Source organism: Umezawaea endophytica, assembly GCF_025061645.1.
Taxonomy (GTDB): Bacteria; Actinomycetota; Actinomycetes; order Mycobacteriales; family Pseudonocardiaceae; genus Umezawaea; species Umezawaea endophytica.
This window is the reverse complement of record NZ_JANYMP010000004.1, coordinates 97,948-123,462: the sequence shown is the minus strand read 5'-3', so window position 1 is coordinate 123,462 and position 25,515 is coordinate 97,948. Positions and strand designations below refer to the sequence as shown.

At 72.5% G+C, this 25,515-nt stretch carries 23 protein-coding genes; 3 read left to right on the top strand and 20 right to left on the bottom strand.

Features of this window, described 5'->3' with window-relative positions:
- Positions 1 to 76: 76 nt before the first annotated feature.
- The 12 genes from NZH93_RS51440 to NZH93_RS10390 form a co-directional block, all read right to left on the bottom strand.
- Complete coding sequence (locus NZH93_RS51440; RefSeq protein ID WP_505011376.1) at positions 77 to 1,171, bottom strand: glycosyltransferase family 4 protein; 1,095 nt, start codon at positions 1,169 to 1,171, stop codon at positions 77 to 79.
- Positions 1,168 to 2,274 carry a glycosyltransferase gene (locus tag NZH93_RS50615; protein WP_259622781.1) on the bottom strand — a complete coding sequence of 369 codons (1,107 nt, stop codon included), beginning with the start codon at positions 2,272 to 2,274 and terminating at the stop codon, positions 1,168 to 1,170. Before NZH93_RS50615 ends, NZH93_RS51440 begins: the two co-directional genes overlap by 4 nt.
- Positions 2,271 to 3,692, bottom strand: a complete 1,422-nt coding sequence (locus NZH93_RS10435) for an oligosaccharide flippase family protein (protein ID WP_259622780.1) — start codon at positions 3,690 to 3,692, stop codon at positions 2,271 to 2,273. The genes NZH93_RS50615 and NZH93_RS10435 overlap by 4 nt, the downstream gene beginning before the upstream one ends.
- Positions 3,689 to 4,942 (bottom strand): glycosyltransferase family 87 protein, encoded by a 1,254-nt coding sequence (locus tag NZH93_RS10430; protein ID WP_259622779.1) that lies wholly within the window; start codon positions 4,940 to 4,942, stop codon positions 3,689 to 3,691. The genes NZH93_RS10435 and NZH93_RS10430 overlap by 4 nt, the downstream gene beginning before the upstream one ends.
- Positions 4,939 to 5,121 carry a hypothetical protein gene (locus NZH93_RS10425; protein WP_259622778.1) on the bottom strand — a complete coding sequence of 61 codons (183 nt, stop codon included), beginning with the start codon at positions 5,119 to 5,121 and terminating at the stop codon, positions 4,939 to 4,941. Before NZH93_RS10425 ends, NZH93_RS10430 begins: the two co-directional genes overlap by 4 nt.
- Entirely contained in the window at positions 5,118 to 5,327 is a 210-nt protein-coding gene (locus tag NZH93_RS10420; protein ID WP_259622777.1) for a hypothetical protein, read from the bottom strand. Before NZH93_RS10420 ends, NZH93_RS10425 begins: the two co-directional genes overlap by 4 nt.
- The gene (locus tag NZH93_RS10415) at positions 5,324 to 6,235 is read right to left on the bottom strand and encodes a YveK family protein (RefSeq protein ID WP_259622776.1); all 912 of its coding nucleotides are present in this window, start codon (positions 6,233 to 6,235) and stop codon (positions 5,324 to 5,326) included. Before NZH93_RS10415 ends, NZH93_RS10420 begins: the two co-directional genes overlap by 4 nt.
- A complete protein-coding gene (locus NZH93_RS10410) occupies positions 6,232 to 7,293 on the bottom strand; it encodes a glycosyltransferase (RefSeq protein ID WP_259622775.1) in 1,062 nt (353 codons plus the stop codon). The genes NZH93_RS10415 and NZH93_RS10410 overlap by 4 nt, the downstream gene beginning before the upstream one ends.
- The gene (locus tag NZH93_RS10405; RefSeq protein ID WP_259622774.1) at positions 7,262 to 8,479 is read right to left on the bottom strand and encodes an O-antigen ligase family protein; all 1,218 of its coding nucleotides are present in this window, start codon (positions 8,477 to 8,479) and stop codon (positions 7,262 to 7,264) included. Before NZH93_RS10405 ends, NZH93_RS10410 begins: the two co-directional genes overlap by 32 nt.
- A complete protein-coding gene (locus NZH93_RS10400) occupies positions 8,476 to 9,441 on the bottom strand; it encodes a polysaccharide deacetylase family protein (RefSeq protein ID WP_259622773.1) in 966 nt (321 codons plus the stop codon). Before NZH93_RS10400 ends, NZH93_RS10405 begins: the two co-directional genes overlap by 4 nt.
- Positions 9,438 to 10,271 carry a DMT family protein gene (locus tag NZH93_RS10395; RefSeq protein WP_259622772.1) on the bottom strand — a complete coding sequence of 278 codons (834 nt, stop codon included), beginning with the start codon at positions 10,269 to 10,271 and terminating at the stop codon, positions 9,438 to 9,440. Before NZH93_RS10395 ends, NZH93_RS10400 begins: the two co-directional genes overlap by 4 nt.
- A gap of 202 nt (positions 10,272 to 10,473) precedes the next feature.
- On the bottom strand, positions 10,474 to 10,875 hold the full coding sequence (locus NZH93_RS10390; RefSeq protein ID WP_259622771.1) for a DoxX family protein: 402 nt from the start codon (positions 10,873 to 10,875) through the stop codon (positions 10,474 to 10,476).
- Positions 10,876 to 11,011: 136 nt separating this feature from the next.
- Here NZH93_RS10390 and NZH93_RS10385 point away from each other — a divergent pair, with 136 nt between their 5' ends.
- Positions 11,012 to 12,004 (top strand): sigma-70 family RNA polymerase sigma factor, encoded by a 993-nt coding sequence (locus NZH93_RS10385; RefSeq protein WP_259622770.1) that lies wholly within the window; start codon positions 11,012 to 11,014, stop codon positions 12,002 to 12,004.
- A gap of 9 nt (positions 12,005 to 12,013) precedes the next feature.
- On the opposite strand, the gene NZH93_RS10380 is transcribed toward NZH93_RS10385, so the two are convergent.
- Both NZH93_RS10380 and NZH93_RS10375 read right to left on the bottom strand, forming a co-directional pair.
- Positions 12,014 to 12,919 (bottom strand): DUF7847 domain-containing protein, encoded by a 906-nt coding sequence (locus NZH93_RS10380; protein ID WP_259622769.1) that lies wholly within the window; start codon positions 12,917 to 12,919, stop codon positions 12,014 to 12,016.
- A 70-nt stretch (positions 12,920 to 12,989) separates the two neighbouring features.
- On the bottom strand, positions 12,990 to 13,436 hold the full coding sequence (locus tag NZH93_RS10375) for a YchJ family protein (protein WP_259622768.1): 447 nt from the start codon (positions 13,434 to 13,436) through the stop codon (positions 12,990 to 12,992).
- Positions 13,437 to 13,514: 78 nt separating this feature from the next.
- Here NZH93_RS10375 and NZH93_RS10370 point away from each other — a divergent pair, with 78 nt between their 5' ends.
- A complete protein-coding gene (locus tag NZH93_RS10370) occupies positions 13,515 to 14,495 on the top strand; it encodes a glutathione S-transferase family protein (RefSeq protein WP_259623136.1) in 981 nt (326 codons plus the stop codon).
- Positions 14,496 to 14,553: 58 nt separating this feature from the next.
- On the opposite strand, the gene ilvD is transcribed toward NZH93_RS10370, so the two are convergent.
- Together ilvD and NZH93_RS10360 are read right to left on the bottom strand one after the other, a co-directional pair.
- Positions 14,554 to 16,251: a dihydroxy-acid dehydratase gene (gene ilvD / locus NZH93_RS10365; RefSeq protein ID WP_259622767.1), complete on the bottom strand. Its 1,698-nt coding sequence runs from the start codon at positions 16,249 to 16,251 to the stop codon at positions 14,554 to 14,556.
- Between the two features lie 49 nt (positions 16,252 to 16,300).
- Entirely contained in the window at positions 16,301 to 18,208 is a 1,908-nt protein-coding gene (locus tag NZH93_RS10360; RefSeq protein ID WP_259622766.1) for a transglycosylase domain-containing protein, read from the bottom strand.
- 119 nt (positions 18,209 to 18,327) lie between these two features.
- On the opposite strand from NZH93_RS10360, the gene NZH93_RS10355 reads away from it, so the two are divergent.
- Entirely contained in the window at positions 18,328 to 19,863 is a 1,536-nt protein-coding gene (locus NZH93_RS10355; RefSeq protein ID WP_259622765.1) for a serine/threonine-protein kinase, read from the top strand.
- Between the two features lie 66 nt (positions 19,864 to 19,929).
- On the opposite strand, the gene nthA is transcribed toward NZH93_RS10355, so the two are convergent.
- From nthA to NZH93_RS10340, 4 genes are read right to left on the bottom strand one after another with little or no spacing between them, the layout of a single operon-like run.
- Complete coding sequence (gene nthA / locus NZH93_RS10350) at positions 19,930 to 20,526, bottom strand: nitrile hydratase subunit alpha (RefSeq protein ID WP_259622764.1); 597 nt, start codon at positions 20,524 to 20,526, stop codon at positions 19,930 to 19,932.
- Positions 20,526 to 20,798 carry an SH3-like domain-containing protein gene (locus tag NZH93_RS51205; protein ID WP_372506604.1) on the bottom strand — a complete coding sequence of 91 codons (273 nt, stop codon included), beginning with the start codon at positions 20,796 to 20,798 and terminating at the stop codon, positions 20,526 to 20,528. The genes nthA and NZH93_RS51205 overlap by 1 nt, the downstream gene beginning before the upstream one ends.
- A complete protein-coding gene (locus NZH93_RS51200; protein ID WP_372506603.1) occupies positions 20,791 to 21,075 on the bottom strand; it encodes a hypothetical protein in 285 nt (94 codons plus the stop codon). Before NZH93_RS51200 ends, NZH93_RS51205 begins: the two co-directional genes overlap by 8 nt.
- Positions 21,076 to 21,090: 15 nt before the next feature.
- Positions 21,091 to 24,660 carry a DNA gyrase subunit A gene (locus tag NZH93_RS10340; RefSeq protein ID WP_372506613.1) on the bottom strand — a complete coding sequence of 1,190 codons (3,570 nt, stop codon included), beginning with the start codon at positions 24,658 to 24,660 and terminating at the stop codon, positions 21,091 to 21,093.
- Between the last annotated feature and the right edge of the window lie 855 nt (positions 24,661 to 25,515).

The window sequence follows — 25,515 nt, the reverse complement described above, 5'->3', positions numbered from 1 at the left end:
TCGACCACACCCCCGCAAGCCCTAAACCGAACCCACCCACCCCCGCAAGCCCTGGACCCAACCCACCCCCAACCCCTCACTTCACCAACCCCTCATACAACTCCAAATGCCGACGCGCACAAGCCTCCGGCGTAAACCGCGCCTGAGCACGACTAGCCAACTCCCGACCAATCCCAGCAGGATCCGGATCACCGAACAAAGCCCGCAACCGATCAGCCAACCCAGCCACATCCCCAGGCTGCGCCAAATACCCGGAAGCCCCGACCATATCCGCCACTCCCCCGGTATCCGTAGCCACAACCGGCTTCCCAGCAGACATGGCCTCAGCAACCACCAACGGCTGCTGCTCCATGCTCGACGGCAACACCAAAGCATCCCCCGCCAACAACAACTCCGGCACATCCGCCCGAAACCCGAGGAACTCGACCTTCCCCCGCAACACCCCCTCCTCGACCAACCGCTCCGCCTCCCCCCGCTGCGGCCCATCCCCGACCACCGTCAACCGCCCATCCACAGGCATCACCCCAGGCATGGCCAACGCCGCCAGCAGATCCAACACACCCTTGCGAGCCACCAACAACCCGACGAACACCAGCTTCCGCACCGGCCCCACCGGAAGCCGAACCGCGGTAGGCGCAACGCAATTGTCGATCTGCGTCAACCTCCGAGCAGGCACCCGCAACCGATCAGCCAGAAACCGCCCCATAGCCGGCGCAGGCACGATCGTGCGGTGCAGAGCCCTGGCCACCAACGCATCAGCGGTAAGCACCGCCCGCGTATAAGCCGAAGGCGCGGAAGCACCAGGAATCCCCCGGAACCAAGGCTCCCCCACATCATCGGGCACCCCGTGATACGTGTGCACGACCGCGGTGGACCGCAGCCCGGTACTCACCAACCCAGCCCGCCGATCCTGCGCGTGCACCACATCCGGCCGCCACGCCCGCAGGACCCCCCTGGTCCGCCTCCCCGCAGCCACATCCCCCTTGCGCGCCACGATGATCTCCTCGTGATGCCCCCCGAGCAACTCCGCACCACGAGCAGGCGTGGGCCCGAACACCCGGACATCAGCCAACCCGGACCCGATCAGGGTCGCCGCCAACCGAACCGTCACGTCCACCGGCCCCCCGCGGTCCTGGGTCAGCAGGTAAGCGACACGCAGCCGTCCACTCATGAATTCCGTCCCCTGGCGAGCTTGTCGACGAGCGTGGAAACCTGATCCGCCATCCGACCCCGGTCGAAGAGGACCTCGGCACGCCGCCTTCCGCGCGCCCCTTCGGCAACGGCCACCGCACGATCCGCCAACCGGCACGCCACGGCCACCGCCAACGCCCCGACATCACCGGCAGGCACAACCGCGCCGGCGTCGCCCACGCTCTGCCGCACCCCACCCACGTCGAACGCCACCACCGACCGCCCGGACGCCATGGCCTCCAACGGCACCAACGCCATCCCCTCCGCCCGAGACGGCAGCACCACGACGTCAGCCGCGGCGTAGAACGGCGCCGGGTCGTCGCTGTGCCCCCACCACCGCACGGACCCGTGACCGGCCACCGGATGCGTCGACCGCCACCCGTGCCCCTCCGGCCCGTCACCGACGAGCACCAACCGCGCGTCCGGCACCCGGACCAAGACCTCCGGCCACGCCGACAGCAACTGGTCCTGCCCCTTGAGCGTCGCGAGCCTCCCCACGCACACGGCCAGCGGCCCGTCACCCGCCAACCCCAACACCGACCGCGCCGCACCCCCGTCACGGGGCCGCAGCCGATCGGTGTCGACCCCGTTGCACACCACCTCGGCGTCCGCCGCCACCCCGACATCGCGCCCGATGATCAACTCGTCGTCGCTGACGCACACCACCAGATCCGTCCACCGCGACGCCCGACGCTCCCAGGCCGCGCTCACCGCGCGAAGAGCACCGCGCGCGGTCTGGAACGACCACAGGTGCGGCTGGAACACCGTCGGCACCCGACCGCGAACCGCCAACCTGCCGACGAGCCCGGCCTTGGAACTGTGCAGGTGCACCACATCCGGTGTCAGCCGCGCCAAAATTCGCCGCAGCGACAGGACTTCCCCCACCAGCCCTGGACCGGGCTGACGGGAAGCCCGCCACGCCCGCACGTCGATGCCGAGCCCTCGCGCCCGGTCGGCGAGCCACCCGGAAGGCGGGCACACCACCACGACCGACCACCCGCGCGCTCGTTGCGCCAGCGCCAGGTCCAGCACCACCGCAGCCACCCCCGCTTCCACGGGCTGCGTCACGTGCACGACCCTCACCGCAGACCTCCGCGCAGTTCTTCCAGTGCCGCGCGGTGCGCGACCAGGGTGCCGACGCCGTAACCGAGCAGCAGCACGATGCCTTCGGCGAGCGCGCCGACCACGGAGTCGAGCGGCCCGAAGACCCCGAACCGGTCGAGCACCACCACGGGGACCGCAGCGATCAGCGCGGCACCGACGACCCGCACCGCCGCGCCGCCGACGGCGGGGGCGACGCCGAGCCGCCGCAGGCACGTCCAAGTGAGCGGGACCATGACCCACGCGACGGCGAGTTGAGCGCCCGCGACGGCGGTGACGCCGTGGCCGGTCGCCAGGACGAGCGCCACGACGATCAGCGCCAGGTGGGTGATCTCCAGCTTGAGGTAGAGCACCGCGTGGCCGGTCGCCTTCACGGCCTGGTACCAGATGTGCAGCACGCTGATGCCGAGCCCGTAGCCGCACAGCAGCACCAGCGGCGCGGCGGCGGGCGCCCAACGCGCGCCGAGCACCACGATCCGCTCACCGAGCAGCGCCACGGCGACGTACAGCCCACCGGTCACGACGAGCACCGCACGGGTGAACCGGCCGAGGACGGCGGCGATCCCGTCGTGCTCACCGGCCCGGACCAGCTTGGCGCACAACGGGAACACGACCGCGCCGAGGACGACGGCGACCATGATGTAGGGCACCCACGCGATCCGGTAGGCCAGGGAGTACACGCCGACCGCGCCCGGCCCGAGCACGTGCCCGACCGCCAGGTAGTCGACGTTGACCACCAGCGCCGCGACCACGGCGGCCGGGCCGACCACGGAGATCCACCGCAGCGCTTCGGCGGCCACGTCGGGGTGCCACGCGGGCCGCACCCCGCCGCCCGCCAGCGCGCCGAGTACCGGCTGCGCGACCGCCGTGCACAGCATCCCGACCACCAGCGCCGCGGGACCGAGGCCCCTCAGCGCCAGCACGACCGTGACCGCCGCGCCGAGGACCGCGCTGCCCGCGTCCGGCAGCATCCGGCGCCGGAAGTCCAGGTCCCGGTGCATCAGGCCCATCTGCACGCCGCCCGCCGCGGAGAACGGCAGGCTCAGCGCGGCGAGCCGCACGAGCGGTTCGGCGTCCGGCGCCCCGAGCAGCGCGGTGATCGGCCCGGCGGCCAGCGCGAGCACCACCGCCAGCAGCACGCCGACGCCGACGCTCAGCGCCAGCACCGTTCCCGCCATCCGGCGCGGGTCGTGCTCGGTGCGGCTGATCACGTCGTACACGCCGATCGACTGCACGACCTGGCCCAGGTTCACCAGCGCCACCGCCAGCGCGACCAGGCCGAGTTCGCCCTCGGTCAGCAGCGCCGCCAGCACCAGCGTCACGACCACCTGGCTGCTCTTGCTGACCAGGTTGACCGCGCCGAGCCACAGCGACCCGCGCACCGCGAGGCCGCCGATCACGAACCGCCCCGCCGACGGGCGGCGAACACGACGAGCAGCACCCAGGCCACCACGAGGGCCAGCCCGTCCGCGGTCACCCCGACCCGCGCCCCGAACGCGGAGACGATCGCGGTGTCCACGGCGTGCAGGTGCAGGAACGGGAAGACCGTCGCCGTCATGGCCACCCCGGTGACCCACCAGCCCGGTTCCCGGCGGTGCCGCCACCACACCGCCGCCAGCGCGGCCAGCGCGGGCACGGCGATCAGCACGTCACCGGGCTGGTGCACGACGCACACCACGACGGCCAGGCACGTCAGCAGGTCCGCGACGACGCCGTCGCCGACCCGGTCCAGCCTGCGGGCCAGCACCGCGCTCCCGGCCAGGACCCCCAGCAGCGCCAGCGGTTCCACGGCGGGCGGCAGCCAGCCGGTGGTGCGGAAGAACACCGCCGGGAGGTCGACGCGCTGCGCGGTCATCGAGTCCACCGCTCCGTAGTCCGTGCTCGTGGCGTGCGCCAGGTTCGCCGCGACCACGTCCACGAACGCGCCGACGCCACCGCCGCGGACCACGAGCAGCAGCACCACGGGCAGGCTGGCCACGGCCGCGATGGCCGTGCCCGTCAACGCGACCCGCCGCGACCCGCGCGCGAACAGCAGGACCGCCAGCGGCAGGCCGAACTGGGGCTTCAGCCACGCCACCGCCAACCCGACCGCCGCCCAGCGAGGCTGCCGCTCCCGACCGGCCAACGCGCCCGCCGCGCCCAGCGCCACCAGCGGGTTGACCTGCCCGAGGTAGAGCTGCGCCTTGCCGACCTGGCTGGTCACCAGCAGCGCCGCGATGGCCACCGTGCCGAGCACCAGCGGCGCGTACCGGCGGATCCCGTAGGCCGCCAGGAACGACAGCGACACCAGCAGCAGCAACGACACCAGCACGAACGCGACCGCGCCCGTCCGGTAGTCCAGCAGCGCGAACGGCAGGTGCAGCACGAGGTGGTACGGCTGGTAGAGGTTGAAGTCCTGCCGCACGGGCCAGTGCGCGAACATCACCGACGGGTCGTACGGGTTGCCGCCCGCGAGGAACTCCCGCAGCGGGAAGTACGTCGCGTCGCGGAAGTCCTGCATCCGCACCTCGGCCTTGGTGGCCGGGGTCGGCAGCGGTACCTGCCACGACGGTCGCAGCGCCCACCAGGCGCTCACCGCCCCCGCCACGGCCAGCACGGCGGTCGTGGCGGTGACGGCGGAGCCCGGCCTGCGGAGTTCGCGCAGCGTCATCCGGTCACCGGGCCGGGCGGCGGTGGCACGGGCACGTCCAGCACGTCGGACAGCACGGGCGGAACGGGCCCCACCGGGATCACCCTCCACCCGCCGCCTGGCGCGGTGGTCACCCTGACCACCTGCTTCGACGCGGCGGGCCAAACCCCCACGACGGTCGCGAACCCCTGGGCGGTCATGCGAACACCTCCGCGTCCGGCTGGGTGGACATCAGCGGGACGGGGATGTCGAGGACGTCCGGCAGCACGGCCGGGACGGGCTCGGTGAGCGACGCCCGCCACCCGCCGTTCGCCGCGGGTGACACCCGCACCACCCGCTTCGACGCGGCGGGCCACTCCCCCACGGCCGCGGCGAACGCGCTGCCCAGACCTTCGCGGGCGCTCACGCGAGCACCACCGCGACGAGCACGGCGCTCCGGGGCAGCACGCCGACGGCGGCGGTCAGGTCGGCCTCGGACCCGCGATGGGTCAGGGCGATCACCGCGTCACCCCGGTCCCGTTGGGGCAGGTCACCCCGGTCCGGTACGAGCACCCGCGCCGGGTGGGCCAGCACGAGCCGGTCGGACAGCTCCTCCGCGCGGGCCACGAGGTCCGGCGCGGTGGCGATCACCCGCGCGGACCTGCCCGCCGTGCGGCAGAGCAGCGCCAGCCGGTCAGCGAGCGCCGGGTCGGCCGCGTCGGCCGTCAGCACCGGGTAGGTCGTGCCCACGGCGGTGAGCGCCTTGCGCACGTCCTCCTGCCCGCGGGCGTTCCGCAGCCGCCTCAGCACGGCCGTCGCGACACCCGCCGCCACGGCCGCGGCGAGCGCCAGGCCGATCGACAGCGGCCGGTCCGGCGCGACCTGGACGACGTCGGGCTTCTCGTCCAGCACCCTCAGCCGCCCCACGGGGGCCAGGAGGTTCGCGTCGACCAGGCTCTTGGCGATGGCGGACGCGGCCGAGCCCGCCTGCCTCGCGGTCCCGGCGCGCACGGACAGCCGTGCCAGCCCGGACGCGGGCACCAGTTCGACCGACACGTGCTTGGCCAGTTCGGTCGGGGTGTAGCCGGACACGTCGGCAGCGGTCGCCAGCACGGAGGGGCTGCGGGACAGTTCGACCAGCGCGGGCAGGGCCAGCGAGACGACCTCCCCGTACTGGGCGGTGGTGCCGGGTTCGGCGGCCACCACCGGTTCGGCCAGCAGGCTGACGCGGGCCTGGTGGTCCTCGGGCCGGAGGGCGCCGACCACGAGCACGAGCGCGCCCACGGCCAGCGCGACGGCGGCGCACTCGGCGGTGCGGCGGGACAGCAGCTTCACCGCCTGCCCCCGTCCACCATCGTGCGGAGCAGTTCGTCGTAGGACTTCATCAGCGTGTGCCCGTCGTGGTCGGTCGGGGCCGCCGAGAAGGCGGCTCGGGTGTCTGGGTGGGAGAGCAGGGCGCGCAGGGCGTCCGCGACGGCGTCCGGGTCGCCGCGCGGCACCACCACGCCGCCGCCGTCGGCCAGCGCCTCGGTGACGCCGTCGACGTCGGTCGCGACGACCGGCACCCCGGCGGCCAGCGACTCCAGCACCGCGATGGGCATGCCTTCCCAGTCGCTGGTGAGGACGGTGACGTCGGCGGCGGCGAGCAGGTCGGCCACGTCCGAGCGGTTGCCGAGGAACCGGACCCGGCCGTCGACGCCCAGCGCGCGGGCCTGGTGCTCCAGGTCGCGGCGCAGGCTGCCGTCGCCCGCCAGCAGCAGCACGGACGGGTCGTCGAGCCGCGCCCACGCCTCGAGCAGCACGTCGTGCCGCTTCTGGGGTTCCATCCTGGCGAGGCACAGCGCGATCGGCACGTCGTCGGCCACGCCGAGCGCGGAGCGGACCGTGAAGCGGTCGACGCGCGGCGGTGTCGGGAACACCGCGTTGCGGATCACCTCGACCTCGCCGAGCCCGGCCGCGCGCAGGCGGTCCGCGGTCGAGGAGGCGACCGCGACGACGGTGTCGGACGTGCGGCGCAGCACCCGGACGGCGCTGCCGTGGTCGGCCGCCGCGACGCCGTGGAACACCGTCATCAGCGGTGTTCGGCGCAGCGGCATCATCGCGAGCCTCGCCACGGCGGACGCGCCGACGTTGTGCGCCACCACGACGTCCGGCCGGAACGCGCGGTACGCGGTCCTGGTCGCCTTGGCGGCGCGGACGACACCGCCCGCCCGACGGCGGGCCAGCGGCACCTCGAAGTGCGGCACCCGCAGCGCGTCGGCCCGGTGGCCGCCGCCGCTGGCGACGGCCGACTCCCAGCCGTACCGCTCACCCGCCCTCGCCATGCCCGCGACGAGCGCCTCGGCGCCGCCGGTGCCCATCTCACTGATCACGTGCAGGACGCGCACTCCCACTCCCGGTTCGTAGTTCGGCCGCGCAGGCGACCGCGATCATCAGCCACAGCGGCAGGTAGTACTGCTCGGACAGGAACGTCGACGCGACGGCGGTCGCCAGCAGACTTGCCTGGACGGCAACCATCTGGGTGCGGTCGGCGCCGGCGCGCAGCGCTCGTTCGCTCGCCAGCGCGGCGGTGCCGATCAAGGCGGCGAAGAGCAGGAAGCCGGGCACGCCGAGTTCGGCCGCGACCTCGAGGTACATGTTGTGCGCCACCGGGGTCTGCTCGTCGACCTCGGCGTTGTGCGAGAAGGCGGGGTACTCCGCGCGGAACCCGCCGGGCCCCACCCCGAACACCGGGTTCTCGGTGAGGATCCGGGCCGCGGCCTGCCAGCGGAGTTCGCGGGTGTCCACATTGGTCGAGGCGATGAAGCTCTTCTCCTGCAACGCCCTCTCCAGCTCCTGCTGGGCCACGACGGCGCCGCCGAGCGCCAGCACCGCGAGCACGCCGACCGCCGCGGCCAACACCCGCAGGGACAGCACCCGACGCGCCACCAGCCAGAGCACCGCCGCGCCCAGCGCGATCCCGCCGCCGCGGGAGAACGTCGCCGCCGCCCCCGCCACCAGCACCGCGCCCGCGAGCAGCGCGAGCACCGGCACCGGCCCCCGCCGGGCCGCCACGATCGGCAGCACCAGCGGCAGCGCGGCGACCAGCACGTGGGCCAGGTCGTTCGGGTCGTCCAGCGGGCCGCTCGCCCGCGACTCGCCACCGGCGACGAGGCTGTACAGCGCGCCCGCTCCCGCCACGGCGGCTCCCGCGACGGCGGACACCAGCAGCGCCCTGATCGGCACCTCGCGGGAGGCGACGTCGACCAGGATCGCGGTGACCAGCAGGAACGGCAGCCAGCGCTGGGTGTACTCCAGCGCGAACGGCTCGGCCGCGTGGACGCCCGCCGACACCAGGACGACGACGGCGAACAGGGCCAGCAGCGCGTGCACCGGGTGCGGTTTCGGCCACTCGCGGTCCCGCACGCGGATCGCGACCCAGGTCAGCGCCAGCAGTCCGGGCGCCAGCTTCGCGAGCTGGCCGTGCACGGCGAGGAGGTAGCCCTCGATCGGCGCCAGCGCCACGGTCGCGCACGCGAAGGCGCGCAGGAACCGTTCGGGGGCGAGGAGATCACGCCGCGCCGCGACCAGTGCCGTCACCCGCGGGACTCCAGACGGCGCGCGTCCCGCTCGCGGTTCAGCCCCGCCGCCCGCGCCCGCGCCACGTGCTCGGCCGTTCCTACGAGCTCGAAGTGCCTGCGCAGCTCGCCGAGCACCCAGCCGAGCAGGTCCGTCTTGCGGGCGCTCGGCACGGCCATGCCGGGGAAGAACTCCATGCCCGGCGCCTCGGTCGCGTCCAGCACGTCCGTCGGGTGCAGCAGCAGCGACGGTCCGACGCCGCGCAGCAGGCACAGCCGCAGCGCGGTGCGGAAGTACGCGCGGGCCAGCTTCGGCGAGGCCTGGTTGAGCTGCTGGAGGTACGAGGCGTGGATCGGGGTGCGCAGCAGCGGCATGGTCGTGACCGGCAGCTCGACCAGCGACGCCGACGCGCCGACGCGCCACCGGTAGGCCCCGACGGGCGCGAGGACGCGGGACACGCCGCCGAACAGCTCGTCCGACGCGGCTCCCTCGGCCACCGACCGGTTGTGGTACGCCCTGGCGATGGGCCCGATCCACGTCGGCCACGTGCTGGCGTCGTAGGAGTAGCCGCGTTCCACGAGCAGCGCCAGCAGCTCCGGGGTCACGCTGTAGCCCGGTCCGCGGAAGCCGATCGGCTTCGGCGCGCCCGCCGCGACGATGGCCTCCTCGGTGCGCACCAGCTCGGACTCCAACCGCGCGCGGGAGTACCGGTGCAGCCACGGCTCGTGGCCCCACGAGTGGTTGGCCACCTCGTGGCCCGCCGCGCTGATCGCGGCGACGGCCTTGGCGCCGTCCTCGCGCTCGACGTCCGCGCCGACGGCGAACACCGTCGTGGTCAGGCGGTGCTCGCCGAACACCTCCAGCAGCCGCGGCACGGCGGTCGGCAGGAAGCTCGGGTAGTCCACCCAGTCCTGGTCGCCGTGGGTCTTGAGGTAGGCCCACAGGTTGTCCAGGTCGAGCGAGACGCTCGCGGTCGGCTTCACACCGCCTCCTTCACCGCGGCGGCGGTCCGCTGGGGCGCCTTGCCCAGCGCCAGCACGCCGATCACGACCAGTGCCATGCCCGCCGCCACCCACCACTCGCGGCCCGGCGCGATCCGGTCGCCCATCGCGACCACGCCGACCACCGACGCGAGGACCAGCGAGGTGGCGTCCATCGTGGCCACCGCGGAGGTGGCCGACCCGCGTTGCAGCGCGCCGGCCAGCAGCGCCTGGCCGAGGACGGCGGCCAGCACGAGGATCCAGGCCAGCGGCTGCCACGGCAGCGCCGCCAGGTCGCCGCCCGCCAGCGCTCGGCCCGCGACGGCGACCACGGCGAACGCGATCCCGGCGGGCACCGCGGCCGACACCAGCGCGTTCGGCCTGCCGGAGCGGATGCCGAGCAGCGCGGTCAGCACCAGCACGCCCACCAGCGAGGCGACCATCGTCGGCGTGAGGCCGCGGGCGGTAGACGACGTGGCCGCCCCGCCGAGCAGGACCATGCCGACGGCCAGCACGGCCAGGACGCCGACCTCCACCGACGTGACCCGCCAGCCCAGGACCAGCACGCCGAACAGCGTGGCGAGGCCGATCGCGGAGGCCGACCCGGCCTGCACGAGGTACAGCGGCAGCGAGCCGCGGGCGAGGAAGGCGAGCACGAACCCGCCGACCTGGGCGGTGAAGCCCGCGAGGTACAGGCGGTCGGTGGCGAGCCGGGCGATCAGCCCGAGATCGGCGCCCGGCCGGTGTTCGGCACGGCGGGCGGCGGTGCTCTGCGCGACGATGCCGCCCGCGTACAGGACCGCGGATGCGACGAGTTCCCAATAGCCGAGCACGTACGACTCCTCTGAGGCGCCACCTGCTCGACCGGTAGTCGTCGAGCCAACGGGGCGGGAGCGTACGTGCCGCTGTCGCCGAACACGGTAGAAGGACTGGACTAGCGCTTTTCTTGCCACACAACGTGAAAGTCCCCGGAAGCAAGCGCCACGAACGAGTTAACGACTCACTCGTTCGTGGCGCTCGGGGATCATTTCCGTCCTACCGCGACAGGAGCGTGCGCAGGCTCGCGCGGTGGTGCCACGCGATCAGTCCGCACAGGACGCCGAGGACGACCGGCGTGACCACGAACGCCGGGTTGTCGAGGATGACGACCTGGGTGAACGCCGCCCCGACCATCAGCCCGACCAGGCCGATGGCGGCGGGCGCGACCAGTCTCGGCACCAGCAGTCCGACGCCGCCCGCGAGTTCGAGGAACCCGACCAGGTAGCGGAACCACTGCCCGGCACCGATCTCGGTGAAGATCTCGACGGCGTAGACCTCGCCGAAGAACTTCGGACCGGCCGAGGCGACGACGAACATCAGTGCGACGAGCACCCGCAGCACCACGAAGGTGGTGGACACGGCGCGGTTCCTGGCGGTGGGGAGCGGGGTGGCGGTCATGGTGGTCCGTCCTCTCGGAACTCGGATTGGCTGTTGTGTGGACCGCGCCGGTGGCGAAAACTCATCGCATCGACGACGAGTCGGGTCCACGCGCTCGGCTTGACCGGTCAAGTGGACTCTGGAGGGGACGGAAGTCGTGACCACGGTGGACTCCGAGGACGACCAGGACTTCCTGGCGCGGGCCGAGCCGATGCGGCGCGAGATGCTGGCGCACTGCTACCGGATGCTCGGCTCGGTGCACGACGCCGAGGACATGGTGCAGGAGACGTACCTGCGCGCGTGGAAGGCCTTCGACCGGTTCGAGGGCCGGTCGTCGCTGCGCACCTGGCTCTACCAGATCGCCACGCGCACGTGCCTGACCGCGTTGGAGGGGCGCGGGAAGCGACCGCTGCCGACCGGTCTCGGCGGCCCGCGGACCGGTCCGGACGACCCGCTGGTCGACCGGCCGGAGGTGCCGTGGCTGGAACCGATCCCGGACGCGGTGCTGACCGCGTCGCCGAACGACCCGGCGTCGATCGTCACCTCCCGCGAGAGCATCCGGCTCGCGCTCGTGGCCGCCCTCCAGTTCCTGCCGCCCCGGCAGCGGGCCGTGCTGCTGCTGCGCGACGTGCTGGCCTGGAAGGCGGCCGAGGTCGCCGAACTGCTCGACACCACCACCGCCGCGGTGAACAGCTCGCTGCAACGCGCCCGCGCGCAGCTCGACGAGGTGTCGCCGAGCGAGGACGCCGTGGTCGAGCCGACCACCGCCGAGCAGCGCGCGCTGCTGGACCGGTACGTGAAGGCCTTCGAGGCGAAGGACATCCCGGCGATCGTCGACCTGTTCACGTCCGACGCCGTGTGGGAGATGCCCCCGTTCGTCGGCTGGTACCAGGGCGGCGCGGACATCGCCAGGCTCATCGACACCCGGTGCCCCGCCGAGGGCCCCGGCGACATGCGGCTGGTGCCGACGGTCGCGAACGGCCAGCCCGCGTTCGGGCTGTACCTGCGCGGCGAGGACGGCGTGCACCGGCCGTTCAACCTGCCGGTGCTCACCCTGTCGCCGGAGGGCGTCACGCACGTGGCGTGCTTCTTCGACCTGCGGCTGTTCGAGGTGTTCGGCCTGCCCGCGTTCCTGACCGACGAGGACTGACGGGCCGGGTTACGGCTGTTCGGCGGCCTGCGCCAACTGCACGTCGAGGCGTTCGGTGATGATCCGGCGGTCGACGTAGACCAGCGCGAGCACGACGGAGATGAACGGGTAGGTCAGGACGCCGGAGAGGAACGAGGCCCCCGAGGAGAACAGGTACTGCGACGTCGAGAAGGCCTCCAGGTCGCCCGCGGCCACCGATCCGAAGCCCGCGAACGGCAGCGAGAAGACGAGGTTGACGACCCAGCCGATGGCGAACGCGGCCACCAGGATGCCGAAGGTGCTCCACCACGCGTCCCGCACCAGCGTCCTGGACCGCTGGAACGCCTGACCGACGGTGAGCCGTTCCAGCACCACGGCGGGCATGGCGAACGAGAACAGCACGCCGACCCAGATCCCCGGCAGGACGCACAGCACGGTCCCGACCAGGACGGCGAGGCCGAAGAGGAGCGACACGCCGAGCAACCGGAGCAGGTTCGGCCGCAGTTCCGCCCAGGCCTCGGCGAGCGTGACGGGCTTGCCGACCACCGCCCGGCTGACGACGATCGTGGCCAGCCCGGTCAGGAACACCTGCCCCAGGACGCCGAGCAGCACCGCGAGCGAGCCGCCGATCCCGATCCGCAGCAGGAGCGGCACGATCTCCTCCGGCGTCGGCCGCACCCCCGACGCGGCGAGCCCCTGGAGCTCCTCGATCACGGGCAGCATCACGGCCACCCCCAGGGCCTGGCTGACCAGCATCACCAGCGCGGTGCTGCCGAGCAGCAGGCCGGGGTGGCGGCGGATCGTCGCGACCGCGCCGCCCAGGATCTCCCCGAGCCCGAGGGCGCGCAGCGGGATCACCCCCGGTTTCGGCGCCGCGGGAGGCATCCACGGTTCCCGAACCGGTTCGGGCGTGCCGAAGTCAGGCGTGTTGGTCACGATGTCCCCCTGTAGAAGTGCCCCGGTTCGACGACCGGTGGCGGAATCCCCCTGGTGAAGCTCGCACAGGTTACGGCTCGGGGAAGCCGCCTGGTGCCGAATTCCGAGGAGCGGTCACGGCGTCGACGTACGTCCACCGGCCGTCCACGCGGAGGAACCGGCTGTTCTCGTGCAGCTCGTACGGCCGACCGGCCTCCACGTGGTGCGCGCGGAACTCGACGGTCCCCTCCTGGTGCAGCAGGCCTCCGCCGGTCGTGCCGAGCACCTCCAGGCGCGTCCACCTCGTGCCGGGGTCGAGGTCCAGCGCCGACGGCCTGGTGCTCGGGTGCCACGTCCGCAGCAGGTAGGCCGCGTCGCGGACGGCGAACGCGCTGTAGCGGGAGCGCATCAGCAGTTCGGCCGTCGCGGGCGCCACGCCGCCGAGGTGCGCCCGACCACAGCAGTCGCCGTACGACTTGCCGAGTCCGCAGGGGCAGGATGAGGTGGTGGTGATCGCGCGTGGGCGTTTTCCGGGCACGCGCTGATTGTGACCGACGTGGAACGAGGGGATGCAGCGGTGGCGGACAAGGACAGCGCCGACTTCGAACGCACGCCGATGAGGTTCGTCGACCGGGTGACCGCCGACGGCGCCGACGGCTGGCCGGTCGAGGCGGGCCGGTACCGGCTGGTGATCAACCGGGCGTGCCCGTGGGCGAACCGGACGGTGATCGTGCGCAGGCTGATGGGGTTGGACGAGGTGATCTCGCTGGCCGTCACCGACCCGATCCAGGAGCTGATCGCGGGCGAGGTGCACTGGGTGTTCACCGCGGAGACCGGCAGCCCCGGCGGCTTGGACCCGGTGCTGGGCGTGCACGCGCTGCGCGACTCGTACCTCAAGCGCGACCCGGACTACGACGGCGGGGTGAGCGTGCCGGGCCTGGTGGACGTGCCGAGCGGCCACCTGGTGAGCAACGACTACGACCAGCTCACGCTCGACTTCGGCAGCGAGTGGAAGCGGTTCCACCGCGAAGGCGCCCCGGACCTGTACCCGGAGCGGCAGCGCGACGAGATCGACTCGGTCAACGAGTTCGTCTACCGCGACGTGGCCAACGGCGTCTACCGCTCCGGCTTCGCCCCTTCGCAGGCGAGCTACGACCGCGCCGTCCGCATCCTGTTCGACGGGCTGGACCGGCTGGAGGACCGGCTGACCCGCCAGCGCTACCTGCTGGGCGACCACGTCACCGAGGCCGACGTCCGGCTCTTCCCCACGCTGGCGCGCTTCGACGCCGTCTACCACGGCCACTTCAAGTGCAACGTGCGGAAGCTGATCGAGTACCCGGCGCTGTGGGCGTACGCGCGCGACCTGTTCCAGACACCGGGTTTCGGCGACACCACCCACTTCGACCACATCCGCCGCCACTACTACGGCGTCCACACCGCGATCAACCCGACGCGCGTCGTCGCGGTGGGTCCCGACCCGGCTGCCTGGCTCACCCCGCACTTCCGCGAGCAGCTCGGCGGCTCGCCCTTCGGCGACGGCACCCCGCCGGAACCGCCGCCCGCGATCGACCGCGTGCCCGTGGTCGTGCCGCTCTGACGGTCGGTTCCGGCGCTCGACGATCCGAACGGGGCCCGCGAGCCCCGTTCGGGTCGCCCTAGCCGCAGACGGCCCCGCCGGACGCGGAGCCGACGAGCTTCGCGTACTTGGCCAGCACGCCCCGCTGGTAGCGCGCGGGCAGCGGCTCCCAGCCCTCCCGGCGGGCCGCCAGCTCGGCCTCGTCGACCTCCAGGTCGAGCGTGCCCGTGCCGACGTCGAGGCGGACGGGATCGCCGTCCCGGATGAACGCGATGGGACCGCCGTCCACGGCCTCCGGGGCGACGTGGCCGACGCAGAGGCCGGTCGTGCCGCCGGAGAACCGGCCGTCGGTCAGCAGCAGCACGTCCTTGCCGAGCCCGGCGCCCTTGATGGCGGCGGTGATGGCCAGCATCTCGCGCATCCCCGGCCCGCCCTTCGGGCCCTCGTAGCGGATGACGACCACGTCGCCCGCGGTGATGGTGCCGTCCTCCAGCGCGTCCATCGCGGCGCGCTCGCGGTCGAACACCCGCGCGGTGCCGGTGAAGACGTCCGAGTCGAACCCGGCGGACTTCACGACGGCGCCGTCCGGCGCGAGCGAGCCGCGCAGGATGGTGATGCCGCCGGTCCGGTGGATCGGCCGGTCCATGGCGCGCAGCACGGTCCCGTCCGGGTCGGGCGGCGCGATGGAGGCCAGGTTCTCCGCCACCGTGAGCCCGGTGACGGTGAGGCAGTCGCCGTGCAGCAGACCCGCGTCCAGCAGCGCCTTCATCACGACCGGAACACCGCCGATGCGGTCCACGTCGGTCATCACGTGCCGCCCGAACGGCTTCACGTCCGCCAGGTGCGGCACCCTCGCGCCGATCCGCACGAAGTCGTCCAGGCTCAGCTCGACCTCGGCCTCGTGGGCGATGGCCAGCAGGTGCAGCACGGCGTTCGTGGAGCCGCCGAACGCCATGACGACCGCGATGGCGTTCTCGAACGCCTCGCGCGTCATGACCTGCCGCGCCGTGATGCCCTTGCGCAGCATCTCCACCACGGCCTGGCCGGACCGGCGGGCGTACCCGTCCCGACGCCGGTCGGTCGCGGGCGGGGCGGCGCTGCCCGGCAGCGACATCCCCAGCGCCTCGGCGGCCGACGCCATCGTGTTCGCCGTGTACATGCCGCCGCACGCGCCCTCACCGGGGCAGATGGCGCGTTCGATCAGGTCGACGTCCTCGCGGCTCATCAGCCCGCGGGCGCACGCGCCGACGGCCTCGAACGCGTCGATGATCGTCACCTCGCGCTCGGCGCCGTCCGACAGCGTGACCCGGCCGGGCAGGATCGACCCCGCGTAGAGGAACACGCTGGCCAGGTCCAGCCGGGCGGCGGCCATCAGCATTCCGGGCAGCGACTTGTCGCACCCGGCGAGCAGCACCGATCCGTCCAGCCGCTCGGCCTGCATCACCGTCTCCACGCTGTCCGCGATGACCTCGCGCGACACCAGCGAGAAGTGCATGCCCTCGTGGCCCATGGAGATGCCGTCGGACACCGAGATGGTGCCGAACTCCAGCGGGTACCCGCCCGCCGCGTGCACCCCGTCCTTGCTGGCCTTGGCGAGCCGGTCGAGGGACAGGTTGCAGGGGGTGATCTCGTTCCACGACGAGGCGACGCCGATCTGGGGCTTCACCCAGTCCTCGTCGCCCATGCCGACGGCCCGGAGCATCCCGCGCGCGGCGGTGCGCTCCAGGCCGTCGGTGACGTCGCGGCTGCGCGGCTTGATGTCGGGGGTCTCGTTCATGCACGAAACCTAACCGCCCGGCGGCGCCCCGTGCGCGCCGAACGGCCCCTTACCCGGCCAGGCCGATCGGGCTGACCACGGGGAAGGTCTGTGCCGGGGTGCCTTCGAGCGCCTTGTCCATGAACCGCTTCCAGACGGCACCGGGCAGGCCCGCCCCGTCGACGTCGGCCCCCGTGGAGTCGACGACCTTCACGTCGCCCGTCCCGGTCCCCACCCACACAGCCGCGGCCAGCGACGGCGTGTACCCGGCCATCCACGCCGCCGAGACGTCCGTGGGGCTGTCCGCCAGCCCGAACGTGCCGGGCTTCCCCGCGCACTCCCGGTTGGCGCACGCCACCTTCCACGTCTCCGGAACGCCCCTGAGCGCGGCGGTCACGTTGCCCGCGACGGCCTTGCTCTTCGCCGCGTCGCCGTCGAAGGCGACCCGCGCCGAATCGGCGTGCTGGTAGACCACCTGGTCCCCCGCGGTCTCGACGCGTTCCACGAAGTACGGCTCGTGGTGGACGCCCTCGGCGGCGAACGTGCCGTAGGCGACCGCCAGGTCGAACGGCCGGATCAGCGTGTCGCCGCCGCCGACGGAGATCGTGGCGTCCGGCGCCCCGCCGTCCGCGCCGACCAGCAGTTCCCGGCGCACGTTCGCGATCTGCACCGTGGCCGGGATGCCCGCGGCCCTCGCCGCCGTCGCCACCGGCCGCGTGCCCACCTCGGTGAGCACCAGGTCGAAGTACGCCGTCATGGTGTCCTGCGCCGTGGCCGCCCGGAGCGTGCACTCCTTGCCGCACGTCGCGACGTCGCCGCGGTTGCGGATCGTCCGGTTGTCGAACGTGCGCGGCGACGTGCCGTCGTACTTCTCGCCGAGCCCGAGCCCCTTCTGGAGCGCGGCGGTCAGCGCGAACGGCGTGAACGCGGTGCCGGGGTGCTGGAGGGTGTCGAGCGCGAAGTCGGTGCCGCCGCCGTCGTTCCCCGCCCAGTAGGCCCGCACCGCGCCCTTGGTCGGCTCGACGGCGGTGAGCGACTGGCGCAGCGCGGCGGGCTGGCCCGCCATGACCTCGGCGACGGCCGTCTCGGCGGCCCGCTGCGCCTTCGGGTCGATGGTGGTGCGGACGGTGATCCCCATCAGCAGCGCGCGGTCCAGCGGGATACCGACCCCCTCCAGCTCGCGCACGACCTGGGCCTGGATGAACGCCCGCGGCCCCTCCAGCGGGTCGATCCGGGTCCTCTCGACCGGCAGCGGCGCCGGGAACCGCTGGGAGTCGCGGTAGTCGCGGGTGATCCAGCCGCGCTCGGCCATGGTGTCCATGACGGCGGTCCAGCGGGCGGTGGCGAACGCCGTGTCCTCGGACCGGTCCGGGTCCCGGACGAGTCCCGCGATCATCGCGGCCTCGGTCCCGGTCAGCTTGCGGACGTCCTTGTCGTAGTACATCCGCGCGGCCGCGGCGAACCCGTAGGCCTTGCGGCCCAAGTACACCGTGTCGAGGTAGCCGCGCAGGACGGGCTCCTTGCCGTACCGGGCGCTCAGCTTCCGCGCGGTCACCAGCTCGGTGAACCGGGCGCGCCACGCGTTGCGGTCGGGCTCGGTGACCATCCTCAGGTACTGCTTGGCGATGCCGGAGCCGAAGTCGAGGTCCGACGAGCTGTCGTAGTCCGGCTGCTCGGCGGCCAGCAGCGCGTACTTGACGACGTCGGTGATCTCACCGCTGATCAACTCGCGGTTGGCGCCCTGGGGGGCGATCCTGGTCATCTCGGTGCCGTCGGCGTAGAGGATCTTCACGACCTTCTCCTGCCGCGCCGAGATCTCGGTCGGGCTCGGCACGTCGACGGCCTGGTTCACGACGGCGAAGGCGCCGACCGGGGCGAGCACCACCAGTGCCACCACCAGGTAGCCGATCCTGCGGACGCGACGCCAGACCCTCTTGCGCTCGGGACGCGCGCCCTCCGCGTTCGGCTGTTCGGACACCGGTTTCCTTCCCCCTGGGGCTCGACGCGGCTCATTCTGTCGGCCTCATTCGATCAGCCTCCGAGGTACCCCACTAACATTGCCCTACCGTCAGCGTTTGCCAGTCCGGGGAGTCGCACGTGAGCGAGGAAAACCGGCGGGTCGCCGGGCGTTATGAGCTGACCGAGCGCGTGGGCGGTGGTGCCATGGGCTTGGTCTGGCTCGCGCGGGACCTACGGTTGGACCGCGTCGTCGCGGTGAAGGAACTGCTGCTGCCCTCTCATCTCGACGAGAAGCAGTCACAGCAGGCCCGTCGCCGTGCCATGCGCGAAGCGCGGATCGCCGCGAGGTTGCAGCACCCCAACGCCATCGCGGTCTACGACGTCGTCGAGGACGACGGCCAGCCGTGGCTGATCATGGAGTACCTGCCGTCGAAGAGCCTGGCGGCCGTGATCTCCGCCTCGGGTCCGCTGCCGGTGGACGACGTGGTGCGGATCGGCGCGCAGCTCGCCACCGCGCTCGCGGCCGCGCACAAGGCCTCGGTGGTGCACCGGGACGTCAAGCCCGGCAACGTCCTCCTCGGTGACGCGGGTGCGGTGAAGATCACCGACTTCGGCATCTCGCGCGCCATCGACGACGCCACCGCCACGGCGACCGGTCGGTCTGTCGGCACGCCCGCGTTCTTCTCCCCCGAGGTCGCCAAGGGCGAGGACGGCGGGTACCCGTCGGACGTCTTCTCGTTGGGCGCGACGCTGTACAACGCCGTCGAGGGCACTCCGCCGTTCGGCATCTCGGAGAACTCGATCGCCCAGTTGCACCGCGTGGCGGAGGGCACGATCCGCCCGCCGGAGAACGCGGGCACGCTCACGCCGGTGCTGCTCAGGCTGCTCGACCCGAACCCGGAGACCAGGCCGACGATGGCCGAGGCCGCCGAGGAACTGGCCGTGCTGAGCGAGATCTCCGAGCCGACGCCGACCCTGGTGGAGGAGGTCCCGGCCCCGGCCGCGGCGTCGGCCTCGACGCCCGCCGAGTCGACCGATCCCGTTCCGCCACCGGTCGCGCCGTCCACGCCACCCGAACCGTCCGAACCGCCCTCACCGTCCACAGAGGACGAGGAGAAGCGGCGGAAGCGGGCCATCTTCGGCCTGATCGGCGCCACGGTGCTGCTGCTCGCCGTCGTGGGGGCGGCGTTCCTGTACGCCAACCGCGACAAACCGGACCAGAACGGGCAGTCCGGCAACCCGAGCGGGTCCACGGTCCTGACGACGACCAGCCAGGCAGGCGAACAGCCACCGGCGGAAACCACCCAGTCCGGTGCCACCACCACGACGGCCTCGTCCTCCGCCGCGGCGCCGACCACGACCACGACGACCCCGCCGCCCGCGGCACCCACCGCCGCGCAGGCGATCGTGGACTACTACGCGGTCTTGCAGACCGACAAGGCCGCGTCGTACGCCCGGCTGACGGAGAAGTTCAAGCAGGCCAGGGCCAAGTCCTTCGACGACTACACGTTCTTCTGGAGCCAGAACTCCGCCACGGTGGGCAACGTCGTCGAGCAGGGGCCGAACACCGTCACGGCGACCGTCACGTACAACGGCAACGAGTCCGAGAACCACGTGTACACGCTGGTCCAGCAGAACGGGCAGTGGATGATCGACGTCCAGGTCACGGGCTAGCAGCGGTACGGTCCCGACGGCCGGACTCCACCAGGGGTCCGGCCGTCGTGCTGTTCCCGAGCGGCGTCAGACCGCGGCCACGCCGATCAGCCCGTCGCGGGTCACCAGGTCGGCCAGCGCGCGCTCGTCCAACCCCTCGGTCCCCTCGGGTCGCCGGGGGACGACCAGGTACCGGGTCTCCGCGCTGGCGTCCCACACCGTGATCGCCACGGCGTCCGGCAGGGCGAAGCCGAACTCGGCCAGCACGGACCGGGGATCGCGGACCACCCGCGACCGGTAGGCCTCGCTCTTGTACCAGGTGGGCGACGGCCCCAGCAGCGCGACCGGGTAGCAGGAGCACAGGGTGCAGACGACCACGTTGTGCGTCGTCGCGGTGTTCTCCACGACCTTCAGCCGCTGCTCCTGCAACCCACCGCCCATGGAGACCCCCACCTCCCCGATGGCGGCGTTGCCGTCCAGCAGGAGGCGGGCGCGGAAACCGGGGTCCACCCACGCCCTGGCGACCAGCCGAGCCCCGTTGTCCGGGTTCGCCCGAGCCAGGAACGCCTCCAGCGCGCGGTCCAGCTCCAGCGGGTCCACCAGCCCGCGCTGCTCCAGCAGGGCCTCCACGTGCCGGACCCGAGCCGCCAGCGAGGCGGCCGCGCCGCCGTGGTCCCCGCCCATCAGGACACCGCCCGGAGGTAGCTCTCCCAGAGCGCCACGGTGACGTCGTGGTCGCCTTCCCCGAACAGCTCCCGCGCGGCGAACCGGACCGCGTACACGGCCTCGGGCGCTGACGGCAGTCCGCGAGCGCGGTCGTCGGCCAGGGGGAACACGCCCTCGCGTTCGACGACCGTCCCGACCGCCCCGCGGACGTAGCGAGGCGCCCTGGTGTGGTGCGGCGGGTCCACGGACGTGGCGCGAACCCGGTCCCCCGGCGCGAACAGGTCAGCCACCGGCCACCTCCTCGGCCGTGCACACGCCCTTCGCGACCAGCAGCGCGGTGATGGCCCGGAACCACCGCTCGTAGTACGAGGCCGCCAGGTACTCCGCCGCGGGCAACCGCTCCACGGCGTCGCGGAACTCGTCCAGGTTGTACACCCCGCGACCGATGAGCGCGCGGTTCATCGCGAACACGTGCGCCTCCCAGTCGGCGTGGAACGGCGGCTCGTCCAGCTCCCGCTCGATCGGCGGGAACCCGTGCATCCCGCCGACGTCGTTGATCCGGCCCATCCCACGCCTCCCGGCTCAGCCCCGCTCGATCACGTGCCCCACGACGTCCGGACCGGGGTGCGGCGCACCGGACCCGTCGCGCCGCTGGTCCACCTCCGGCAACTCCACCGGCACACCGTTCTTCGACGCCCCCGCGGGCCGCGACCCGATCCACGCCAGCACCAGCCCGGTCTCGCCGCGCACGAACCGCTGCGACCGGACACCGCCGGTCGCCCTGCCCTTCGCGGGGTACTCGCTGAACGGTGTCACCTTCACGCTCTGCCCGCTCGACGTCACCACCATCGGTTCGCCGTGCGTCTCGTCATCCGTGCGGACCGCCCCGAAGAACACCACCCGCGCGTCCGCCGACACGTTGATCCCGGCCATGCCGCCGCCCTTGAGGCCCTGCGGCCGGACCAGCGACGCGGCGTACCGCAGCAGCGACGAGTCCGACGTGACGAACGCGAGCGTCTCCGTGCCGTCGGTCAGCCAGGTGGCGCCGACGATCTCGTCGCCCTCCTTGAGGCTGATGACCTCGAACTCGTCCGACCGCACCGGCCACTCCGGCGCGCAGACCTTCACCACGCCCTGCCGCGTGCCGATCGCCAAGCCCGGTGACGTCGGGTCGGGTTCGCCGAGCGGCGCGATGCCGACGACCTTCTCGCCCTTCTCCAGCGGCAGCAGCTCACTCGCGGCCATGCCGCCGCTCAGCGACACCGTGCCGATCTGCTCCGGCAGCACCGGCAGCGGCAGCACGTCCGTCTTGAACGCCCGGCCGAGGTTCGTCACCAGCAGGATCTGGCCGCGGGCCGTCGAGTGGACCACGGCGGCCACCGCGTCGTGCCGGGTGCGGCCCTTGCGGCGCTTGGCCTCCGACGCCTCCTCCGACTCGGCGGCGGTCCGCGCGACCAGCCCGGTCGCCGACAGGATCACCTGGCACGGGTCGTCCGCGACCTCCAGCGGCCCGGCGGGCTTGGACGCCGCCAGCACCTCCTTCAGGTCGCCGTCGATCAGCGACGTGCGCCGCTCGGCCGTCAGGTCCTTCGCCACCGCGGCCAGCTCGGTCGACACGAGCTTCTTCAGCACCGACTCGTCGTCGAGGATCCTGGTCAGCTCGGCGATCTCGGCGCTCAGCCGCTCCTGCTCGCCCTCCAGCTCGATCCGGTCGAACTTGGTGAGCCTGCGCAGCGGCGTGTCGAGGATGTACGTCGCCTGGATCTCCGACAGCTTGAACCGCGCCATCAGGCTGTCCTTCGCCGCCTGCGCGTTCTCGCTGTCGCGGATCAGCTTGATCACCTTGTCGATGTCCAGCAGGGCCTTGAGCAGGCCCTCGACCAGGTGCAGCCGGTCTTCGCGCTTGCGGCGGCGGAACTTCGTCCGCCGCGTCACCACGTCGTACCGGTGGGCGAGGAACACCTCCAGCAGCGCCTTCAGCCCCAGCGTCTGCGGCTGGCCCTCGACCAGCACCAGGTTGTTGATGCCGAACGACTGCTCCATCGGCGTCAGCCGGTACAGGTCGGCCAGCAGCGCCTGCGGGTTCACGCCGACCTTGCACTCGACGACGAGCCGGATGCCGTTCTCGCGGTCGGTGAGGTCCTTGACGTCCGCGATGCCGGACAGCCGCTTGGACTTGTTCACCTCGTCGGTGATCTTCTCGATGATCCGCTCGGACCCGACCCCGTACGGCAGCTCGGTGACCGTGATCGCCTGCCTGCCCCGACTGCCCTCCAACGGCCCGATCTCGACCTTCGCCCGCATCCGGACGACCCCGCGACCGGTCTCGTACGCCTTGCGCACCTCGTCCAGCCCCAGCAGCGCGCCACCGGTCGGCAGGTCGGGGCCTGGCACGAACTCCATCAGCTTGTCGAGCGTCGCGGTCGGATGCGTGATCAACCACCGCGCCGCCGCCACGACCTCGCCCAGGTTGTGCGGGATCATGTTCGTCGCCATGCCGACCGCGATGCCCGAGGTGCCGTTGACCAGCAGGTTCGGGAACGCCGCGGGCAACACCGACGGCTCTTGCAACGACCCGTCGTAGTTGGGCCGGAAGTCGATCGTGTCCTCGCCCAGCTCACCGACGAGCAACATCGCGGCCTGCGACATGCGGGCCTCGGTGTTGTGGTTCACGAACCCGCCCGCGAGGAACGAGTGGTCCTCCGAGTCGACCCGGACCGAGTAGACCTCGGCCGGATCGCACGACTCCACCTCGGTCACCGCCTCGAACCGGTAGCCGGAGTCCATGATCGGCAGGATCGTCGCCAGGATCTCCGGATCCTTGATCCGGTCGATGATCCGGAGGCGTTCGGTCTCCCAGCGTTCGACGCGGTCGAAGTTGTGCTGCGTGAGCCACTTGCGGCCACTACCGCGGCGGTCGAAGTCGAGCGCGCCGCGAACGAAGTCGGCGACGAACGGAACGCTGTCCTGGCTCAGGCGATGCGGACGCAGAGGCGAACGCTGGAGCAGGTCCTGCACCTTCGCCTGCTTCGTCTTCAGGAACCCGACGCGGGAGACGAACGCACGGACGTTGCGAAGACCGGAGATGACGAGGCGCCGCTCCACCGCACCGCTCGCGCGGGTGTACTCGCGGTGCTGCGCGATGACGCCGAACTCGGCGAGCATCTCGTGCATCTCGTTCGCCAGGCGTTCGCTGTACGTGGAGTACTGGACGGTGAAACCGTTCTTGGCGTCGCGGACGCCGCCGTCACCTTCGAACGCGGCCATCAGGAATGCCCGCTTGACGCCCCAGCCCCCGTTCCACACGAACTCGGGGACGAACTTGTCCCGAGCCTGGTGACCGATGAACTCCGCCAGCGGGCTGGCGCGGAAGGCCTCCATGCCACCGGCGTAGTCCTGGACGTCGAGTTCGTGGATCCGCTTGCGGTCCTGACGGGTGTGACGCTCCGAAACGTAGCGCCGGCCGCCTACCACCTGGTCGTAGGCGTGCAACACCTCGCCGAAGTAGTGCTCGTCGGTGTTGTTGAAGCCCGCGCGGTCGTCGCCGGCCCACCCCTCGGAGACCCAGGCGCCACCGAGCACGCCGAGCATGTACTCCCTGGCCGTCGGGATGACTTCCGACCAGGCGTTCCGCGCGACGCACACCACGGTGCCCGGCTGGACCTCGTCCAACCTCCGCCACTGGAACAGCGGCACCCCCATCGGCGCTTCCAGGCACAGGACCAGGTGGTTCTCACTGCCCCGGATGGAGAAGCCCGCCTTGGTGCGGATTCGCAGCGTCGGGTGGACGCCCGAGTTGAAGACCTTGTCGACCCGAACGGCCTTGCCGTCTTTGTCGAGGACCTCGAAGTCGGCGTCCGCCTCGGCGTCCGCGGGCAGGTTCACCAGGTCGGCGATGCGTGAGCTCGAACCGTCGGCGAGGCGGATACGGGTATCACCGACGACGCAGTACCTCGACGCGGCCGGTCCGTCGTCCGGGGAACCGAAGTTGCCGTGCCCGTCGACCAGCGGGGTGTTCAGGGAGAAGTCCTGGGCCAGGCGGACCATCGCGTCGTAGATGGCCGTGTCGCCGTGGGGGTGGTACTTGCCCATGCAGTTGTGGACCACCTGGCCCTCGACGACGAACGCGTGTTCGGTCGTGCCGACCTGGATGTCGTACGTCGTGTCGCGGGTGACCGGTTCGACCGTGCGGACGCCGGTGAGCGACAGGCCCGGCAGCAGGGACGGGCGGGTGGTGGCCTGGGGCGGGACGGCGCGCAGGCCTTCGGTGCGGGCCCACGGGAGCAGCGCCTGCGCGAGTGCGGCGGCGTCGGCGCCGGTGACCAGGAGGTCGGGTTCGTGGTTCGTGGCGCGGATGCCCAGGTCGGCGAGGAACGGGCGGGCGGCGGCGGGCAGGACGACGCCGTGCGCGGACGCGGAGCCCGCGGCGTCGAGGAGGCCCGCGAGGAACGGGAGCCAGGTGGAGCGGTCGGCCAGCACCTCGGCGACGTCGGTCGCTCCCAGGCCGGGGATGGTGAGGACGTGGAGTTCGGGGTCCTCGTGCTTCTCGCGGGTCGTCTCGACATCGGCGCCGATCGCCCAGCCGTGGGCGATGTCGATCACGGTGCTGTCGGCGGAGGAGACCACCGCGGCGCCCTCGACGACCCTGCCCGCCGCGAGGACCAGCGCCCGCACGTACGGGAGCGCCTCCGTGCTCGGGGCCGCGGCGGCCCAGCGGGCGCTGCCGTACCCGGCGGTGAGCTTGCCCGCGAGGTCGCGGGCGGCCGTCCAGCCGGGCGTCAGGTCGTCGTTGAGGGTGCGGAAGCGCTGGCCCGGCGTGACGACCATGGTCTGCCCGGTCGCCCACGTGACGCGGACCAGCTCGGACGCCGGGTTCTCGTACGCCTCCACGACCGGGACCGGCACGCCCGCCGGGTCGAGCACGAGGTCGCCGACCCCGATGGCCTCGATCGGGCGCAGGCCCTCCGGCGTGGACACCAGCGCGCCGCGCACGAAGCAGTCGCCGAC

Excerpts from the sequence above, each read along its gene's own strand:
- NZH93_RS51200 (WP_372506603.1), bottom strand. The coding sequence starts at position 21,075 with ATGGGCCGGATCAACGACGTCGGCGGGATGCACGGGTTCCCGCCGATC.
- NZH93_RS10390 (WP_259622771.1), bottom strand. The coding sequence starts at position 10,875 with ATGACCGCCACCCCGCTCCCCACCGCCAGGAACCGCGCCGTGTCCACC.
- NZH93_RS51440 (WP_505011376.1), bottom strand. The coding sequence starts at position 1,171 with ATGAGTGGACGGCTGCGTGTCGCTTACCTGCTGACCCAGGACCGCGGG.
- NZH93_RS10370 (WP_259623136.1), top strand. The coding sequence starts at position 13,515 with ATGAGGTTCGTCGACCGGGTGACCGCCGACGGCGCCGACGGCTGGCCG.
- nthA (WP_259622764.1), bottom strand. The coding sequence starts at position 20,526 with ATGGGCGGGGACCACGGCGGCGCGGCCGCCTCGCTGGCGGCTCGGGTC.
- NZH93_RS10425 (WP_259622778.1), bottom strand. The coding sequence starts at position 5,121 with ATGACCGCCCAGGGGTTCGCGACCGTCGTGGGGGTTTGGCCCGCCGCG.
- ilvD (WP_259622767.1), bottom strand. The coding sequence starts at position 16,251 with ATGAACGAGACCCCCGACATCAAGCCGCGCAGCCGCGACGTCACCGAC.
- NZH93_RS10430 (WP_259622779.1), bottom strand. The coding sequence starts at position 4,942 with ATGACGCTGCGCGAACTCCGCAGGCCGGGCTCCGCCGTCACCGCCACG.